This is a genomic window from Klebsiella sp. HC6 (genome assembly GCF_022605325.1).
GTDB lineage: Bacteria > Pseudomonadota > Gammaproteobacteria > Enterobacterales > Enterobacteriaceae > Klebsiella > Klebsiella terrigena.
The window spans coordinates 693,960-710,968 of record NZ_CP093276.1 but is presented as its reverse complement, the minus strand read 5'-3'; the positions used below and the strand labels follow the sequence as shown (position 1 = coordinate 710,968).

Annotated in this window: 14 protein-coding genes and 1 pseudogene; 4 read left to right on the top strand and 11 right to left on the bottom strand. The window is 58.6% G+C overall.

What is annotated here, in order from left to right; genetic code table 11:
• Positions 1–2: 2 nt before the first annotated feature.
• The 3 genes from MMW58_RS03435 to exbB form a co-directional block, all read right to left on the bottom strand.
• Positions 3–497 carry a TIGR00645 family protein gene (locus tag MMW58_RS03435; RefSeq protein ID WP_041147753.1) on the bottom strand — a complete coding sequence of 165 codons (495 nt, stop codon included), beginning with the start codon at positions 495–497 and terminating at the stop codon, positions 3–5.
• A gap of 141 nt (positions 498–638) precedes the next feature.
• A complete protein-coding gene (gene exbD, locus MMW58_RS03430) occupies positions 639–1,064 on the bottom strand; it encodes a TonB system transport protein ExbD (protein WP_045856883.1) in 426 nt (141 codons plus the stop codon).
• Positions 1,065–1,070: 6 nt separating this feature from the next.
• The gene (gene exbB / locus MMW58_RS03425) at positions 1,071–1,802 is read right to left on the bottom strand and encodes a tol-pal system-associated acyl-CoA thioesterase (protein WP_133600919.1); all 732 of its coding nucleotides are present in this window, start codon (positions 1,800–1,802) and stop codon (positions 1,071–1,073) included.
• 248 nt (positions 1,803–2,050) lie between these two features.
• Between exbB and metC the strand changes: the two genes are divergently transcribed.
• Together metC and yghB are read left to right on the top strand one after the other, a co-directional pair.
• Positions 2,051–3,238 carry a cystathionine beta-lyase gene (gene metC, locus MMW58_RS03420; protein ID WP_095099509.1) on the top strand — a complete coding sequence of 396 codons (1,188 nt, stop codon included), beginning with the start codon at positions 2,051–2,053 and terminating at the stop codon, positions 3,236–3,238.
• A 130-nt stretch (positions 3,239–3,368) separates the two neighbouring features.
• The gene (gene yghB / locus MMW58_RS03415; RefSeq protein WP_045856877.1) at positions 3,369–4,028 is read left to right on the top strand and encodes a DedA family general envelope maintenance protein YghB; all 660 of its coding nucleotides are present in this window, start codon (positions 3,369–3,371) and stop codon (positions 4,026–4,028) included.
• A 29-nt stretch (positions 4,029–4,057) separates the two neighbouring features.
• Here the strand turns inward: yghB and MMW58_RS03410 are convergent, their stop codons facing one another.
• The 4 genes from MMW58_RS03410 to MMW58_RS03395 form a co-directional block, all read right to left on the bottom strand.
• Positions 4,058–4,681 (bottom strand): ABC transporter ATP-binding protein, encoded by a 624-nt coding sequence (locus MMW58_RS03410; RefSeq protein WP_133600918.1) that lies wholly within the window; start codon positions 4,679–4,681, stop codon positions 4,058–4,060.
• Positions 4,668–5,480, bottom strand: a complete 813-nt coding sequence (locus MMW58_RS03405) for an ABC transporter permease (RefSeq protein WP_133600917.1) — start codon at positions 5,478–5,480, stop codon at positions 4,668–4,670. Before MMW58_RS03405 ends, MMW58_RS03410 begins: the two co-directional genes overlap by 14 nt.
• Positions 5,481–5,486: 6 nt before the next feature.
• Positions 5,487–6,233 (bottom strand): molybdate ABC transporter substrate-binding protein, encoded by a 747-nt coding sequence (gene modA, locus MMW58_RS03400; RefSeq protein WP_133600916.1) that lies wholly within the window; start codon positions 6,231–6,233, stop codon positions 5,487–5,489.
• Positions 6,234–6,557: 324 nt separating this feature from the next.
• Positions 6,558–7,457 carry an AraC family transcriptional regulator gene (locus MMW58_RS03395; protein WP_123708851.1) on the bottom strand — a complete coding sequence of 300 codons (900 nt, stop codon included), beginning with the start codon at positions 7,455–7,457 and terminating at the stop codon, positions 6,558–6,560.
• Between the two features lie 196 nt (positions 7,458–7,653).
• On the opposite strand from MMW58_RS03395, the gene yqhD reads away from it, so the two are divergent.
• Both yqhD and dkgA read left to right on the top strand, forming a co-directional pair.
• Positions 7,654–8,817 carry an alcohol dehydrogenase gene (yqhD, locus tag MMW58_RS03390; protein ID WP_041147261.1) on the top strand — a complete coding sequence of 388 codons (1,164 nt, stop codon included), beginning with the start codon at positions 7,654–7,656 and terminating at the stop codon, positions 8,815–8,817.
• 145 nt (positions 8,818–8,962) lie between these two features.
• Positions 8,963–9,790: a 2,5-didehydrogluconate reductase DkgA gene (gene dkgA, locus MMW58_RS03385; protein ID WP_041147262.1), complete on the top strand. Its 828-nt coding sequence runs from the start codon at positions 8,963–8,965 to the stop codon at positions 9,788–9,790.
• 83 nt (positions 9,791–9,873) lie between these two features.
• Here the strand turns inward: dkgA and MMW58_RS03380 are convergent.
• From MMW58_RS03380 to parC, 4 genes and pseudogenes are all read right to left on the bottom strand, one after another.
• Positions 9,874–12,185, bottom strand: a pseudogene (locus MMW58_RS03380) (YgiQ family radical SAM protein).
• A 33-nt stretch (positions 12,186–12,218) separates the two neighbouring features.
• On the bottom strand, positions 12,219–13,631 hold the full coding sequence (ftsP, locus tag MMW58_RS03375) for a cell division protein FtsP (RefSeq protein ID WP_133600912.1): 1,413 nt from the start codon (positions 13,629–13,631) through the stop codon (positions 12,219–12,221).
• An 83-nt stretch (positions 13,632–13,714) separates the two neighbouring features.
• A complete protein-coding gene (gene plsC, locus MMW58_RS03370) occupies positions 13,715–14,452 on the bottom strand; it encodes a 1-acylglycerol-3-phosphate O-acyltransferase (RefSeq protein ID WP_041147265.1) in 738 nt (245 codons plus the stop codon).
• A gap of 270 nt (positions 14,453–14,722) precedes the next feature.
• Positions 14,723–16,981, bottom strand: a complete 2,259-nt coding sequence (parC, locus tag MMW58_RS03365; RefSeq protein ID WP_045856867.1) for a DNA topoisomerase IV subunit A — start codon at positions 16,979–16,981, stop codon at positions 14,723–14,725.
• Positions 16,982–17,009 lie beyond the last annotated feature (28 nt).

Genomic DNA, 17,009 nt, shown 5'->3' with positions numbered 1-17,009 from the left:
AGCTAGTGCTTCACTTTGGTCAGGCGATCGAGATAGCCCATCACAAACGCCGACAGCACGAAGGTCAGGTGGATAATGACGTACCACATCAGCTTATTGTCCGGTACGTTTTTGGCATCCATAAACACCCGCAGCAGGTGGATCGAGGAGATCGCAACGATGGAGGCCGCAACCTTGTTTTTCAGCGAAGTGGCATCCATTTTTCCCAGCCAGCTGAGCTTCTCTTTGCCCTCGTTAATATCCAGCTGAGAGACAAAGTTTTCATAGCCCGAGAACATCACCATCACCAGCAGGCCGCCGACCAGCGTCATATCCACCAGCGACAGCAGGGTCAGGATCAGGTCCGACTCCCCCACGCTGAAGATATGCGGCAGGATGTGGAGGATCTCCTGAAAAAATTTTATCGACAGTGCCACCAGTCCCAGAGAGAGACCAAAATAAACCGGTGCCAGCAGCCAGCGTGAGGCGTACATGGCATTTTCCAGAAAGCGTTCCATAAGACCCTGTAAGTTAAAAAAAACGATCGGCATTATATCGCAAGCCGCCAGCGTGATTGCAACATCCGGTCAGCGCCGCGGATCGGCAGAAATAAAAAAGGCCGGCACAAGGCCAGCCTCCTGGGGAGATGTCGGTGAGGGCTACTGCGCTTTAACGGTCTCTTCGCCCACCAGACCAATCTTCAGATAACCCGCCTGGTGCAGGGTATCCATGACCTTCATCATCGTCTCATAGTCCACGGTTTTATCCGCGCGGAAGAAGACGGTGGTGTCTTTCTTACCTTCAGTCAGCGTATCCAGCGCGCCGATCATGTTCTCTTCGGTGACCGGATCGTTGCCGAGGAACATGGCTTTATCCGCCTTCACCGACAGATAGATCGGCTTTTCCGGACGCGGCTGCGGCTGGCTGGAGGAGGCGGGCAGGTTGACCTTCACATCAACCGTCGCCAGCGGGGCGGCCACCATAAAGATAATCAGCAGCACGAGCATGACGTCGATAAACGGCGTCACGTTAATATCGTGCATTTCGCCGTTATCATCGAGGTTTTCGTTAAAATGCATCGCCATAAAGCATCAACCTACTCGTAATTTCTGCGCGGTACGCACCGGCGCAGTGCCGCTGGCGCTGAGGTCCAGATCGCGGCTCTGCAGCAGCAATACCTGGGCGGCGACGTCGCCGAGGGTGGCTTTGTAGCTGCCGATCATACGGGCGAAGATGTTATAGATAACCACCGCCGGGATAGCGGCAAACAGGCCGATTGCCGTTGCCAGCAGCGCTTCCGCGATGCCCGGTGCGACAACCGCGAGGTTGGTGGTCTGAGTCTGGGCGATGCCGATAAAGCTGTTCATGATGCCCCAGACGGTACCAAACAGGCCGACGAACGGGGAGATGGCTCCGATAGTCGCCAGATAGCCGTTTCCACGGCCCATATAACGACCGACAAACGCCACGCGGCGCTCAAGGCGGAAACCGGTACGCTCTTTGATGCCTTCGTTATCTTCGACGCCTGCCGACAGCTCAAGCTCGTTCTGCGCTTCGTTGATAAGCTGCGTGCTGAGGCTTTTAGGATGGAAAGCGTTGGCGATGTCGCTGGCCTGATCGAGGGAACGCGCTTCGCCGAGAAGCTGCTGTTCGCGCTTGAGGCGGCGCTTGCTGGAGAGGATTTCCGCACCCTTGCCGAAGAAGATAGCCCATGTGACTATCGACGCCAGAATCAGGCCGATCATCACGACCTTAACGACAATATCGGCATGATGATACATACCCCAAACGGAAAGATCCGCCTGCATCAAATTATTACCCACTCTGAGTCTCCAGGACGTAAATCACAAAATCTGAGCATAATAATATCAAAACGGCATCGAATTGATAGTGGTTCTCATTAGTATTTACACTGTGCAGCAAATCACGTTTATTTTCCTTGCGCTTACGCAGTAAAAAAGCGGCCGCCGGGGGATTTGGTAAAATTTTTGCCTGTATCCGTCGTTAGCCGGTACAGGTCCGGGTATTCATGCTAGTTTAGACGTCCAGACGTATAAAAACAGGCAAAAACATGGCTGACAAACATCTTGATACCGCTCTGGTCCACGCCGGGCGCAGTAAAAAATATACCTTAGGATCGGTAAACAGCGTGATTCAGCGCGCTTCATCGCTGGTATTCGATACCGTCGAAGATAAGAAACATGCCACCCGCAACCGGGCGAAGGGCGAGCTGTTTTACGGCCGCCGCGGCACGCTGACCCACTTCTCGCTGCAGGAAGCCATGTGCGAGCTGGAAGGCGGCGCCGGCTGCGCCCTGTTCCCCTGCGGCGCGGCGGCGGTGGCCAATACGATTCTGGCGTTTGTTGAGCAGGGCGACCACGTTCTGATGACCAATACCGCCTATGAGCCGAGCCAGGATTTTAGTACCAAAGTGCTTGCCAGACTCGGCGTGAGCACCGGCTGGTTCGATCCGCTGATTGGCGCCGATATCGCCCGTCTGGTCCAGCCGAATACCCGCGTGGTGTTTCTCGAATCTCCGGGTTCAATCACCATGGAGGTCCACGACGTTCCGGCGATCGTCGCGGCCGTGCGCAGCGTTGCCCCGGAGGCAATCATCATGATCGACAACACCTGGGCGGCAGGCGTGCTGTTCAGGGCGCTGGATTTCGGCGTCGATATCTCGATTCAGGCCGGCACCAAATACCTGATTGGCCACTCCGATGCGATGGTCGGCACCGCGGTTGCCAACGCGCGCTGCTGGGACCAGCTGCGTGAGAACGCCTATCTGATGGGGCAGATGCTCGACGCGGATACCGCCTATATGACCAGCCGCGGCCTGCGCACCCTCGGCGTGCGCCTGCGTCAGCACCACGAGAGCAGCCTGCGCATCGCCGAATGGCTGGCGCAGCACCCGCAGGTGGCGCGGGTCAACCATCCCGCGCTGCCGGGCAGCAAAGGACATGAGTTCTGGAAGCGCGACTTTACCGGCAGCAGCGGCCTGTTCTCGTTTATTCTCAACAAGCGGCTGAACGACGCCGAGCTGTCCGCTTATCTGGACAACTTCAGCCTGTTCAGCATGGCCTACTCCTGGGGCGGTTTCGAATCGCTGATCCTGGCTAACCAGCCGGAGCACATCGCCGCCATCCGCCCCGAGGCGGAAGTCGATTTCAGCGGCACGCTGATTCGCGTCCATATCGGTTTAGAAAATGTTGACGATCTGCTGGCGGATTTAGCGGCGGGCTTCGCGCGTATCGTGTAAAGTGACGGCCAGTGGCAATAATTGCGGACGTTCTGCTAGAGGCGGCCGCTTTTGTTGCGCCCGGGATCAAGGTGTTCGGGGCTCTTCAGGAGTACACTAGTCAAAAATACGGTACCACTTAGGAAAGTCCATGGTTGTTATTCAAGAGATTGTCGCCGCGCTCTGGCAACATGATTTTGCCGCATTGGCGAACCCTCACGTTGTGGGCGTTGTATATCTGGTCATGTTCGCGACCCTGTTTCTCGAGAACGGTCTGCTGCCGGCCTCGTTTTTACCCGGGGACAGCCTGCTGCTGCTCGCCGGCGCGCTGATTGCAAAAGGCGTCATGGACTTTGTGCCCACCCTCGCCATTCTGACGGCGGCGGCCAGCCTCGGCTGCTGGCTGAGCTATATTCAGGGGCGCTGGCTCGGCAATACCGAGACCGTTAAGGGCTGGCTTTCCCATCTACCGCAAAAATATCATCAGCGTGCGACCTGCATGTTCGATAAGCACGGGCTGCTGGCCCTGCTGGCCGGACGCTTCCTGGCCTTCGTCCGCACCCTGCTGCCAACCATGGCCGGTATTTCCGGGCTCTCCAACCGCCGCTTCCAGTTCTTCAACTGGCTCAGCGCGCTGCTGTGGGTCGGCGTGGTCACCGGGCTCGGATATGCGCTCAGCATGATCCCTTTCGTCAAGCGCCACGAAGATCAGGTGATGACCTGCCTGATGATCCTGCCTATCGCTCTGCTGGTTGCCGGCCTGCTGGGTACGCTGGTGGTGGTCATTAAGAAAAAGTTCTGCAGCGCGTAATAAAGCATCAATAAGGGAGGAGCCCTCCCTTATTCTCCCCCCTCGGAAACCAGCCTGCCGTTGAGTAACGTCAGCTGTCTGTCCGCCAGCGCCGCCGCTTCTTCCGGCTCGTGCGTCACCAGCACCACCGTCACCGCATGGCGCCGCAGGGAACGCACCACTTCCCATAGCCGGACACGGGTCCCGCGATCGAGACTTGAGAAAGGCTCGTCCAGCAGCAGCAGCCTGGGGCGGGAGATCAGCGCCCTCGAGAGCGCCGCCCGCTGCTGCTCCCCACCGGAAATCTGCCGCGGATAGCGCTCCGCCAGGTGAGCGATGCCCATCTCTTCCAGCAGATCCGTCTGCTCCTTTTTGAGCCGTGGAAGGCCCGCCGCGTACTGCGCCAGCGCGAGGTTACCGCGAACTGTCAGGTAAGGAAAAAGGTAAAGACGCTGGTTGAGATAGCGGCACGGCCTTTGCCAGGGCGGCAGGTCGTCAAGGCGCTGGCCGGCAAGATAAATTGTTCCCTGATAAGGGATCGCTCCGGCAATCGCGTTCAGCATGGTGGTCTTGCCGCTCCCGGACGGCCCGGCGATCGCCACGCAGCTTCCCTCTGGCACGCGGAAGCTTATCCCCTGCAAAATCCGTGTGGTGACATCTTCAACGCGCAGCATACTCTCTCTCTTTATAGAGTCGTTGGATCCGGTGCAGAATCACCAGCAGCAGCCCTGCCAGCGCAATCAGCAGCAGCGAGCAGCCGATCGCCAGTGAAAAATCACCGCTGGCAATATTCAGGTACACCGCCATGGGCAGGGTTTCCGTTTTAAAGCGGATCGCCCCTGCCAGCATGAGGGTCGCACCAAACTCCCCCAGCGCCCTGGCCAGCGCCAGCACGCCGCCGCTCAGCAGGGAGGGCCAGCACAGCGGGATTTCAACCAGCAGCAGCGTGCGGACTGGCGTCAGCCCAAGGTTATGCGCCGTGGCGATGAATGCCGGATCGAGCGATGAGAACGCGGCGCTCGCCGCCCGAACCACTATCGCGCTGGCAACGTAGGTCTGGGCGATAATCACGCCCAGCGGAGAGAAGAGCAGCGCGGAGAGCTGCGGAAATATACCGCTCAGCGGCCCGCGCTGACCCAGCAGCAGCAGCAGCCCAATGCCGACGATCAGCGGCGGCGTCACCAGCGGAATATCCAGCAGCGCGTCGATAATACCTTTCCCACGGAAGGCGGTTCTCGCCATCACCCACGCGGCAGGTATCCCGATCAGCAGCGCCAACAGAAGCGAGAGTAAGGCGGTGCCCACCGACATGGCGATGGCAAAGTGCAGCTCCGGCTCCTGCAAGACCTGCATGAGGGTGGCAAAGTCCAGTTCGAATACCAGCGACAGCAGCGAGCCGACAACCAGCGTCAGCAGCAGACAGAGCGGCGCAAACATCAGCCCGGCCAGAGAACTCACCTGACGATTAGCCATCCTGGTTTACTTTGCCAGCGGCAGATAGCCGAGGTCGGTAAACGTTTTTATCCCCTGCGCGGAGGTAAAAGCGTTCGCCAGCTGACGGGCCTCCTCGGGGTGCTGACTGGTCCGCAGCACCGCCAGCGTTGCCACCTCATCTGGCGTATTCGCCGGCACCGGCAGCAGAACCAGCTGCTGCTGGTTTTTGACCGCATCCGTTCTGCCGATAACCGCGGCGTCAACGTCGCCGTTCAGCAAATAGAGCACCAGCTGTTTGATCGTCGCGGTGCGAACCACCACCTTCTGACGCAGCGCTTCGCCATATCCCGTGGCCTCCAGCAGCTTCTCGCCGCTTTTGCCTAACGCGATGCTTTGGGGATCGCCCATGCCAATTTTCAGCGAGCTATCGGCCAGCGCGGCATAGGAGTCGATGCCCGCCGCCTTATCTTTGCGCACGGCCATTACCGGGGTGTGGTGCACGAGGGGGAAGGCGGCCTCCACTTTCCCCTGCAGCCGGAGTTTTTCGACGTAGTCGGCCGAACCGGGGAGGAAAAGATCGCCCTGCTGCGTAAGCTGATAACGCGTCAGGATCTGGCCGGAGCCGCCATACTCGACGAGCACCGTATTGCCGCTCTCTTTTTCATATCTGGCGACAATTTGATCGACCGGGGCGCGCAGTCCGGCCCCCGCGTACAGATGCAGCTCAGCGGCAAAAGCGAGCTGGCTACCGAGCGCCGCCAGAGCGATAACGATCCACTTTGTTATTTTCATATCCCATTTTCCCTGCGTATTGATAGCGTCAATTGATTAACGGTTGCATGGCGTTATCCGCCAAACGCTGGCGCACTACGGCGCCTAAGCGCCTGCCGATGACATTCCCCGGCTCGGACGAGCGGCTGGGCAAAAATCATTCGCTATATAAGCAGATATATACCGACCAGGGAGTTGGCCAAAATCAAAAGAGAGGTTAAAAACAGAGCGCAGGGGTTAAAAAAGGGAAGAAATTTGCGTCGCCGGCGGCAGGAAACAAATAAAACCAGCTGTGGCCGGAACCGGCTTCACGCCGGCGCGCCTTCCCGAAGCGTGCGTTTCCTGTTACATCCCCTGAATCGTTCTGATCCGCGCCGCATCTTCGCCCGGCGTCATGCCAAAATAGCGCTTAAACTCCCGGCTGAACTGCGACGCGCTTTCGTAGCCCACGCGCATCGCCGCCGCGCTGGCCTTCATCCCGTCGTGGATCATCAGCATCCTCGCCTTATGCAGGCGATAGCTTTTCAGATACTGCAGCGGCGAGGTGCTGGTGACCGATTTGAAATTGTGATGAAACGCCGAGACGCTCATGTTGGCCTCCGCCGCCAGCTGATCGACGCTCAGGTTCTCGGTGTACTGGCTTTCAATACGCTTGAGGACGCGGCTAATCAGGCTGAAGTGCGTTTGCCGACTCACCAGAGCCAGCAGCGCCCCGCCGCACGGCCCGGTCAGCACGTAGTAGAGCATCTCGCGAATAATCTGCTTGCCCAGGATGCGCGCATCCAGCGGCCGCTCCATCACGTCCAGCAGCCGTTCAGCGGCGCACAAAATCTCCTCAGAGAGCGCCGCCGAGTTAATCCCGCTCGACGCCACCGCCGGCTGGAAGCGCTCATCCTCGCCAATATCCATCAGCAGCTCCTGCAGCTGCAGAATATCCACGTTCAGCCGCAGCCCCGCCAGCGGAACCTCCGGCGTCGCGAAGGTTTCACACTCAAACGGCAGCGGCACCGTCAGCAGCAGATATTCGTTGGTGTCGTAACGAAAAGTCCGTTCATTTATGTAACCAATTTTATGACCGGAAAAGAGAAAAACGATGCCCGGCTGGTACATCACCGGCGTGCGCGTCCCCGGCTGCGTGCCGTACAATAACCGAATATCAGGCAGCAGCTCGCTGAGGTTTTCTTCGTTATCTTTCAGCTTGTTAACCTTTTCCGTTAGCAGCTGACATATCTGGGCACGCTTCATTTACGGTGACTCTCCAGTCGTTTTTCCACCTCTCTATTGTGCGCACTCCGCTGCCTTTTCTCCAGCCCCACGGAGAAATGGGCAAGACATCGGCAGGAATGTGCATTGAGGGGAACGGATGACGGGACCACAATGTTCGTCATCTGGCCGGGATATCTTCTCTGCCGGCAGTTTTCTCTTATTGAGGTGATGAGCAATGAACAATTTCGATCTGTATACCCCAACCCGTATCCTGTTTGGTAAAGGTGCCATCGAAAACCTGCGCGATCAGATCCCGGCAGGGGCCCGCATTCTGGTCACCTACGGCGGCGGCAGCGTGAAAAAAACCGGCGTCCTGGATCAGGCCCTGAGCGCGCTGAGCGATTTTGAGGTGCTGGAATTCGGCGGTATTGAACCGAATCCGTCCTACGAAACGCTGATGAACGCGGTCAAAATTGCCCGTGAACAGCAGATCACCTTCCTGCTGGCCGTCGGCGGCGGCTCCGTGCTCGACGGGACGAAGTTTATCGCCGCCGCCGCGCACTATGATGAAAGCGTCGATCCGTGGGAAATCCTCGAAACCTACGGTCAAAACGTCAAAAGCGCCATCCCGATGGGTTCCGTGCTGACGCTGCCGGCGACCGGCTCCGAATCCAATAAAGGTGCCGTCGTTTCACGTAAAACCACCGGCGACAAGCGCGCCTTTATGTCTTCCCACGTACAGCCGGTGTTTGCGATCCTCGATCCGGTCTACACCTACACCCTGCCGCCGCGTCAGGTTGCCAACGGCGTGGTTGACGCATTTGTCCATACCGTTGAGCAGTACGTGACCTACCCGGTTGATGGCAAAATCCAGGACCGCTTTGCCGAAGGCATTCTGCTGACCCTGATTGAAGATGGCCCGAAAGCGCTGCAAGAGCCGGAAAACTACGACGTGCGCGCCAACATTATGTGGGCCGCGACCCAGGCGTTAAACGGCCTGATCGGCGCAGGCGTGCCGCAGGACTGGGCAACGCATATGCTGGGACATGAGCTGACCGCCATGCACGGCCTTGACCATGCCCAGACCCTGGCCATCGTTCTGCCGGTGCTGTGGAATGAAAAACGCGATACCAAACGCGCTAAGCTGCTGCAGTACGCCGCCCGCGTGTGGAATATCACCGAAGGTTCTGAAGATGAGCGTATCGACGCGGCCATCGCCGCAACGCGCAATTTCTTCGAGCAGCTCGGCGTACCGACTCGCCTGAGCGGCTACGGTCTTGACGGTAGCTCCATCCCGGCGCTGTTGGCTAAACTGGAAGAGCACGGTATGACTCAGCTCGGTGAAAACCAGGATATCACTCTCGACGTCAGCCGCCGTATTTACGAGGCTGCACGCTAATTCTCCCCTGCTGATACGCCCTCTCCTTCGGGTCATCGGATGCGAAGGAGAGGAGTTTAACTACCGTTTTTAGCTATTTCGTCCAGACTTAATGCTACCCCTTAGCGAAATGTACCCCGCTAAGTTTCATTAACAGGAGGAAGGCATGACACATCCAACCGTGATAAAACTGCACGACGGCAACCTGATGCCACAGCTGGGCCTCGGCGTGTGGAAAGCAGGCAACGAGGAGGTCGTCTCCGCCATTCACAAGGCGCTGGAAGTCGGTTATCGCTCTTTTGACACCGCCGCCGCGTACCAAAACGAAGCCGGCGTCGGCAGCGCGCTGAGCCAGGCTGGCGTCCCTCGCGATGAGCTGTTTATCACCACCAAGCTATGGAACGACGATCAAAAACGTCCGCATGAAGCCCTGCAGGAGAGCCTGAGCAAGCTGCAGCTCGACTACGTCGATCTGTATTTAATGCACTGGCCGGTTCCGGCGATCGACCATTTTGTTGAAGCCTGGAAGGGCATGATTGAGCTCCAAAAACAGGGGCTGGCAAAAAGCATCGGCGTCTGTAATTTCCAGGTCCACCATCTGCAGCGGCTGCTTGATGAAACCGGCGTGGTACCGGTGATTAATCAGGTCGAACTCCATCCCCTGCTGCAACAGCGCCAGCTGCACGCCTGGAACGCGACGCACAAAATCCAGACCGAATCCTGGAGCCCGCTGGCTCAGGGGGGCGAAGGCGTATTCGATCAGAAAATCGTCCGCGAGCTGGCCGATAAGTACGGCAAGACGCCGGCGCAGATTGTCATCCGCTGGCATCTCGATAACGGCCTGGTGGTGATCCCTAAATCGGTGACCCCTTCGCGTATCGTGGAGAACTTTAACGTCTGGGACTTCCGTCTTGATAAAGACGAACTGGGAGCAATGGCGAAGCTGGATATCAACAAGCGCCTCGGGCCAGATCCTGACCAGTTTGGCGGCTAACCTTTCTTCCTGACCGCAGAGCGGTTTTTCGGTTATCCCGGAAGGTGGCGCAGCGGCCGCCCGCTCCGGGCAGCCTCATCCCTTTATTCCATCTCCCCGGCCAGCCTTGCGCTGCCGGGGCACTTCATTTTAGCGGGACGCAGAGCGAACGCGTTTTTTCGCTCCGCTGGCCGGCGTCTGCCGCTGATGCTCAACAGGCGTATGCTTAGTCAAGGCCGGGCGGGTATGGCGATTCTGGCGACGCGCTTCACGCATCTCGTCCAGCGTTGGCGCAGGCACCAGGCAGTCGCGGCGTGAGCCGATCAGGTGCTTTTTACCCATCGCCTCCAATGCCTGGCGGATCAGGGCCCAGTTTGCCGGATCGTGGTAGCGCAGCAGCGCTTTATGCAGGCGGCGCTGCTTATCCCCTTTTGGTACCACCACGTCTTCGCTTTTATAGCCAATCTTGCCCAGCGGGTTCTTGCCGGTGTAATACATGGTGGTTGAGTTAGCCAGCGGCGACGGATAGAAGTTCTGCACCTGATCCAGACGGAAACGGTTTTTCTTCAGCCACAGCGCCAGGTTCACCATATCTTCATCGCGGGTGCCCGGATGCGCGGAGATAAAGTACGGGATCAGATATTGCTCTTTACCCGCCTGTTTTGAGTAGCTATCGAACAGCTCTTTGAAGCGATCGTAGCTGCCCATTCCCGGCTTCATCATCTTCGACAGCGGGCCTTCCTCAGTATGCTCAGGGGCAATCTTCAGGTAGCCGCCCACGTGGTGGGTCGCCAGCTCTTTGATATAGCGCGGATCCTCAACGGCAATGTCGTAACGCACGCCGGAGGCAATGAGGATTTTCTTGATACCTTTCAGATCGCGGGCGCGGCGGTAGAGATTAATCGTCGGCTCGTGGTTGGTATCCATATGCGGGCAGATGTCCGGATAAACGCACGACAGGCGACGGCAGGTCTGCTCCGCGCGCGGCGACTTGCAGCGCAGCATATACATATTGGCCGTTGGGCCGCCGAGGTCGGAAATGACCCCGGTGAAGCCCGGGACCGTGTCGCGAATCGCTTCGATTTCGTTAATGATCGAGTCTTCGGAACGGCTCTGGATAATGCGCCCTTCGTGCTCGGTTATCGAACAGAAGGAACAGCCGCCAAAGCAGCCGCGCATAATGTTGATAGAGAAGCGGATCATCTCATATGCCGGGATGCGGCTATCGCCATACGCCGGGTGCGGAACGCGCTTGTACGGCAGTGCAAACACGCTGTCCATCTCCTCCGTCGACAGCGGAATGGCCGGCGGATTAACCCAAATATAGCGCTCGCCGTGCTTTTGCATCAGCGCGCGCGCGCAGCCCGGGTTGGTTTCATGGTGGAGAATGCGCGACGCGTGGGCGTACAGCACCTTATCCCCTTTGACCTTCTCAAAGGACGGCAGCAGAACGTAGGTTTTTTCCCACGGCTTCGGGCGTGGCGGCTGAACGGTGACCTGTTTCACCTCCTGCTTTGCCGGCTCAACGGTTTTGTTATCCGCGCACGGCAGATCTTCGCCGTACGGATGCGGGATCGGATCGATTTTACCCGGCGTATCGAGACGGGTAGAGTCGACGCCGCTCCAGCCCGGCAGGGCTTCTTTCACCATGATAGCGGTGTTGCGCACGTCGCGGATCCTGGCGATCGGCTCGCCTGCTGCCAGACGGTGCGCCACTTCTACCAGCGGGCGCTCACCGTTGCCGAACATCAGCATATCGGCCTTGGAATCAACCAGCACCGAGCGGCGCACGGTATCGGACCAGTAGTCATAGTGCGCGGTACGACGCAGGCTGGCCTCAATGCCGCCGAGAATAACCGGGACGTCTTTCCACGCCTCTTTGCAGCGCTGGGTATAGACCAGGGTGGCGCGATCCGGACGCTTGCCGGCGACGTTGCCTGCGGTATAGGCGTCGTCATGGCGCAGCTTGCGGTCGGCGGTGTAGCGGTTGATCATCGAGTCCATGTTGCCGGCGGTGACGCCGAAGAACAGGTTCGGTTTACCGAGGCGCATAAAGTCATCTTTATTGTTCCAGTCCGGTTGGGAAATAATCCCAACGCGGAACCCCTGCGCCTCCAGCATGCGGCCGCAGATAGCCATGCCGAAGCTTGGGTGATCGACGTACGCATCGCCGGTTACCAGAATGATGTCGCAGCTATCCCAGCCAAGTTGATCCATCTCTTCGCGTGACATGGGTAAAAACGGCGCGGGGCCAAAACAGGCGGCCCAGTACTGCGGCCAGGAAAATAGGTCACGATCCGGTTGGATCAGGGATATTGCGCTCATATTGCTTCCGGGAAAAAAATGATAAAAAAATAACCAAAGGGCGGCGATTATAAGCCGGATTGACGCAGGAAATGAAGGGGGATTTTCTCATACCCTAACCGTTGTCCGGTTAGGGTTGCGGGCGTTACGGCGCCGGGTTAACCAGGATCTGGCCAATCGAGCCGCGGTCGGCGAGCTCCAGGGTCTGGCTAAGGAACTGGAACGGGAAATGCGACCACGACGGCTGCGTGTAGTACACCAGCAGCTCCACCTGCCCGTCGATCCAGACGGTATCTTTCCAGCCGCGGTCTTCCGGGAACGGCGTGGAACCGTTGACGTTGCGCACCTGGAACATCACCCCTTCGATATGGAACGACTGTGGCCGGTCGGCGCGTACCGTCCAGCGCTCCCAGGTGCCCTGCTGGGCGGTAATATCAATGCGCTGCGGATCCCAGAGCTGGCCGTTAATTCCCGGATCGTCGCCGAGCGAGATGTCGCGGCTGCGGATCGGCGTCCCGGTCAAAATCTCCGTCGGCAGCAGGCGCACCGGCAGGCTGTCGGTAACCAGCGGCAGCAGGCCCGTTGGGCGCAGGGTTAACAGCAGCGTCGAAATCAGGATGCTCGAGGGCTCGAAGAAACCGCGAATGCGATCGACGATGCTCGCCGCCTCGCCGCAGGTAATCGACACCTCATCGCCGTTGGTCATATCCACCAGGATCTCACGCCGCTCGCCGGGAGCCAGAGAGAGCTGCTTCAGCGAGACCGGCGCCGGCAGAAAACCCTGATCGCCGGAGATAACGTGCAGCAGTCGACCGTCGCTCATTTGCAGCTGGTAGCGGCGGGAGTTAGAGGCGTTCAGCAGGCGCAGACGCACCCAGCCGCGTGAAACCTCCACGTACGGGCCCTGTACGCCATTCACCAGCAGCGTATCGCCGACGAAGCCGCCGCTGCCCGGCTCGCTGTATTCAGGCGTACCGAAGTTATCCAGCCGCTTATCCTGAATAATGATCGGAAAATCATCCACGCCGTAGTGGTTAGGAATGGGAAGGTTTTTGCTGATCTCGTCCTCCACCAGCCACATCCCCGCCAGGCCGTTGTAGACCTGCTGGGCCATATGGTTTGGCGTATTCGCCTGGTACCACAGGGTGGAGGCGCTCTGGCGGATAGGCAGCACCGGCGCCCAGTCGGCGTTCGGCGACATCATGCGCGCCGCGCCGCCGATCAGCGGGCCGGGAACCTGCAGGCCGCGGATGGTCATGGCGACGTTTTCAGTCAGCCGGTTGCTGTAAATCAGCTTAACGTCATCGCCGTTCCAGACGCGAATCGTCGGCCCAAGATAGCGGCCGTTCACGCCCCACACCGACGCGCGGGTGCCCGGCGTAAATGACCAGTGCGCGCGCTGCAGGGTTAAAAACAGCGGCTGGCCGCGGCGGGACTCGAGCAGCGGAGGAACCGGCAGTGCTGGCTGTTGGCCGGCGGCATGTGCGTTCAGCGGCGCGGCGCCCGCGCACAGCGCTACGCCTGAAACCTTAATAAACTGACGCCGACTGAGTGACATATTAACTCCATGAAATACTGACAAATCAGAAAGGGAATTCGTTTCCCGCTAGCACCGGCTCGCGTTACCGCAGCGTTTCCTGTTTATTGCTTACCCGCGGCTTCACGTTCAGCCACTTCGCGATCCAGCTCTTCAATCTTCGCTGCCATCAGCTCGCGGCAGTGTTTCGCCAGCGCGCGCACGCCGTCTTTACCAAACCCGCTGGTATCAACCGGCGGCAGCATTTCAACAATCACCAGGCCGTTATTCAGGCGATTGAGCTTAATTTTATTCGATGTATTAGAAACGCATACCGGAATAATCGGCACGCCAGCGGCGATAGCCGCGTGAAAAGCGCCGGTTTTAAACGGCAGCAGGCCGCGGCCGCGGCTGCGCGTTCCTTCCGGGAACATCCAAAAAGATATTTTGCGTTTTTTAAACGTATCCACCACCTGGGCGATGGTTCCGTGCGCCTTGGTCCGGTTATTACGGTCGATCAGCAGGTTTCCCGTCAGCCAGTACAGCAGGCCAAAGAACGGCACCCACAGCAGGCTCTTTTTACCCACGGTGACGGTAGGCGGCTGCACGATGTTTGCCGCCGTCACCATATCATAGTTGTTCTGGTGATTAGCGATGTATATCGCGTTGCCGTAGCTTTCCGCACCGGCGGGCTTGCGCGTTTCCACCTTCAGGCCGAATACCGGAGAGAGTCGACCAAAAAGATGACCAAAGGTCGCCACGTGTTTCGGGTTACGCGGGCTGAACAAGCAGTAAATACAGCCAAATATGCAGACAAAGATACAGTAAATAACAACGATAATTAGTCGAAAAATAAATAGCATAGCTACCTCTAAAACCCAAACCGCCGAGAATAATACCCGTTATACCGCAGGCTGCTTGCGCGCAGGCTGCCCTGTCCGGCCCTTGCGGACCGCCGCTGGTATTAATCAGGATACAGATTCGTTATTCGCCCGTTGAAGACGCCGGGAGCGACTGACTACCCCGGCATATCTTGAATGATTTTGCGTCTATTGTTAATCGCAACGGCCGAATAAACAACGATTTGGCGGCAAATGTTAACACCCTCCTCCCTGTGGAGGCGGGTGCCCGTATTACTCTTCGCTATCGCCCGCCGAGGCGCGATGAGGCGAATCAACGTCCACGCGATCGATTTTCTGCAGCCCGCGCATCAGCGAACCGCGGCGACCGCGCTCGCCGGTGACTTTTTGCAGCTCTTCCGGACGCAGCTTGATCTTCCGTTTGCCGACGTGGATCGTCAGCGTACTCTGCGGCGGCAGCACGAACAGGTGCGCCAGGCCATCCTGCCCGGAAGCGGCATCCGCAGACGGAATATTGATGATTTTATTGCCTTTGCCTTTCGACAGCTGCGGCAGATCGCTGACCGGGAACATCAGCATGCGCCCGGCAGAGGTGATGGCCAGCAGCATGTCGGACTCGTCCTCAATGACCAGCGGCGGCATCACCCGCGCATTGTCCGGCAGCGAGATCAGCGCCTTACCGGCGCGGTTGCGCGCGACGAGGTCGTTGAAGGTGCAGACAAAGCCGTAGCCGGCGTCGGAGGCCATCAGCAGCTTCTGGTCGTCGCCTTCCATCAGCATATGTTCGACGCTGGCGCCCGGCGGCAGCGTGAGCTTGCCGGTAATCGGCTCGCCCTGGCCGCGGGCCGACGGCAGGGTAATCGGATCGATGGCGTAGCTGCGCCCGGTGGTATCAATAAACACCACCGGCTGGTTGCTCTTGCCCTTCGACGACGCCTTCCAGCTGTCGCCCGCCTTGTAGCTTAGCCCCTGAGCATCAATGTCGTGGCCTTTGGCGCTGCGTACCCAGCCCATTTGCGACAGCACAATCGTCACCGGTTCAGACGGCAGCATATCGTGCTCGCTCATCGCCTTCGCTTCTTCACGCTCGCGCAGCGGCGAACGGCGGTCGTCGCCAAACGCGTCGGCGTCGGCCTGCAGCTCTTTCTTCAGCAGGTTATTCATCTTGCGCTCGGACGCCAGAATAGCCTGCAGACTATCGCGCTCTTTTTCCAGCTCGCCCTGCTCGCCGCGAATTTTCATCTCTTCCAGCTTGGCGAGATGGCGCAGCTTCAGTTCGAGGATTGCTTCCGCCTGCGTTTCGCTGATGCCAAAGCGCGACATCAGCGCCGGCTTGGGCTCATCTTCGTGGCGGATGATTTCGATAACTTCATCGATGTTGAGGAACGCAACCAGCAAACCTTCGAGGATGTGCAGGCGCTTGAGCACCTTCTCCAGACGATAGTTCAGGCGGCGACGGACGGTATCGCGACGGAAGGTGAGCCACTCCGTCAGGATCTCCAGCAGATTTTTGACCGCCGGACGGTTGTCCAGGCCAATCATATTCAGGTTGATGCGGTAGCTTTTTTCGAGATCGGTGGTCGCGAACAGATGGTTCATGACCTGATCCATATCCACGCGATTGGAGCGCGGGACGATAACTAGGCGGGTCGGGTTTTCGTGATCCGACTCGTCGCGCAGATCGTCAACCATCGGCAGCTTTTTATTGCGCATCTGCGCGGCGATCTGTTCCAGCACGCGGGCGCCGGAAACCTGATGCGGCAGGGCGCTAATCACCACCGCGCCGTCCTCTTTTTTCCACACCGCACGCATGCGAACCGAACCGCGACCGTTCTGATAGATTTTGCGGATCTCGGCGCGCGGGGTAATGATTTCAGCTTCGGTGGGGTAGTCCGGCCCGTGAACGATATCCAGCAGTTCGTCGAGCGAGGTCTGCGGCTTTTCAATCAGGGTGATGGCCGCTTTGGCCACTTCGCGCAGGTTGTGCGGCGGAATATCGGTGGCCATCCCCACGGCGATACCGGTGGTGCCGTTGAGCAGAATATTCGGCAAACGCGCAGGCAGCATTTTCGGCTCCTGCATCGTACCGTCAAAGTTAGGCACCCAGTCAACGGTTCCCTGACCCAGCTCGCCCAGCAGCAGCTCCGCATACTTTGACAGGCGGGATTCGGTATAACGCATCGCGGCGAAGGATTTGGGATCGTCCGGGGCGCCCCAGTTGCCCTGACCGTCCACCAGCGGGTAGCGGTAAGAGAACGGCTGCGCCATCAGCACCATCGCCTCATAGCAGGCGCTATCGCCGTGCGGGTGATATTTACCCAGCACGTCGCCGACGGTGCGCGCGGATTTTTTGAATTTAGCGGTGGCGTTCAGACCCAGCTCGGACATCGCATAAACGATGCGCCGCTGGACCGGTTTCAGGCCATCGCCAATGAACGGCAACGCCCTGTCCATGATGACGTACATGGAATAGTTCAGGTAGGCGTTTTCCGTAAATTCATGCAGCGCAAGGCGCTCTGCCATATCGCTCATTAATCGTGAATCCTCAATCTGGGTACCG

Excerpts from the sequence above, each read along its gene's own strand:
- MMW58_RS03435 (WP_041147753.1), bottom strand. The coding sequence starts at position 497 with ATGGAACGCTTTCTGGAAAATGCCATGTACGCCTCACGCTGGCTGCTG.
- exbD (WP_045856883.1), bottom strand. The coding sequence starts at position 1,064 with ATGGCGATGCATTTTAACGAAAACCTCGATGATAACGGCGAAATGCAC.
- metC (WP_095099509.1), top strand. The coding sequence starts at position 2,051 with ATGGCTGACAAACATCTTGATACCGCTCTGGTCCACGCCGGGCGCAGT.
- yghB (WP_045856877.1), top strand. The coding sequence starts at position 3,369 with ATGGTTGTTATTCAAGAGATTGTCGCCGCGCTCTGGCAACATGATTTT.
- MMW58_RS03410 (WP_133600918.1), bottom strand. The coding sequence starts at position 4,681 with ATGCTGCGCGTTGAAGATGTCACCACACGGATTTTGCAGGGGATAAGC.
- MMW58_RS03405 (WP_133600917.1), bottom strand. The coding sequence starts at position 5,480 with ATGGCTAATCGTCAGGTGAGTTCTCTGGCCGGGCTGATGTTTGCGCCG.
- modA (WP_133600916.1), bottom strand. The coding sequence starts at position 6,233 with ATGAAAATAACAAAGTGGATCGTTATCGCTCTGGCGGCGCTCGGTAGC.
- MMW58_RS03395 (WP_123708851.1), bottom strand. The coding sequence starts at position 7,457 with ATGAAGCGTGCCCAGATATGTCAGCTGCTAACGGAAAAGGTTAACAAG.
- yqhD (WP_041147261.1), top strand. The coding sequence starts at position 7,654 with ATGAACAATTTCGATCTGTATACCCCAACCCGTATCCTGTTTGGTAAA.
- dkgA (WP_041147262.1), top strand. The coding sequence starts at position 8,963 with ATGACACATCCAACCGTGATAAAACTGCACGACGGCAACCTGATGCCA.
- ftsP (WP_133600912.1), bottom strand. The coding sequence starts at position 13,631 with ATGTCACTCAGTCGGCGTCAGTTTATTAAGGTTTCAGGCGTAGCGCTG.
- plsC (WP_041147265.1), bottom strand. The coding sequence starts at position 14,452 with ATGCTATTTATTTTTCGACTAATTATCGTTGTTATTTACTGTATCTTT.
- parC (WP_045856867.1), bottom strand. The coding sequence starts at position 16,981 with ATGAGCGATATGGCAGAGCGCCTTGCGCTGCATGAATTTACGGAAAAC.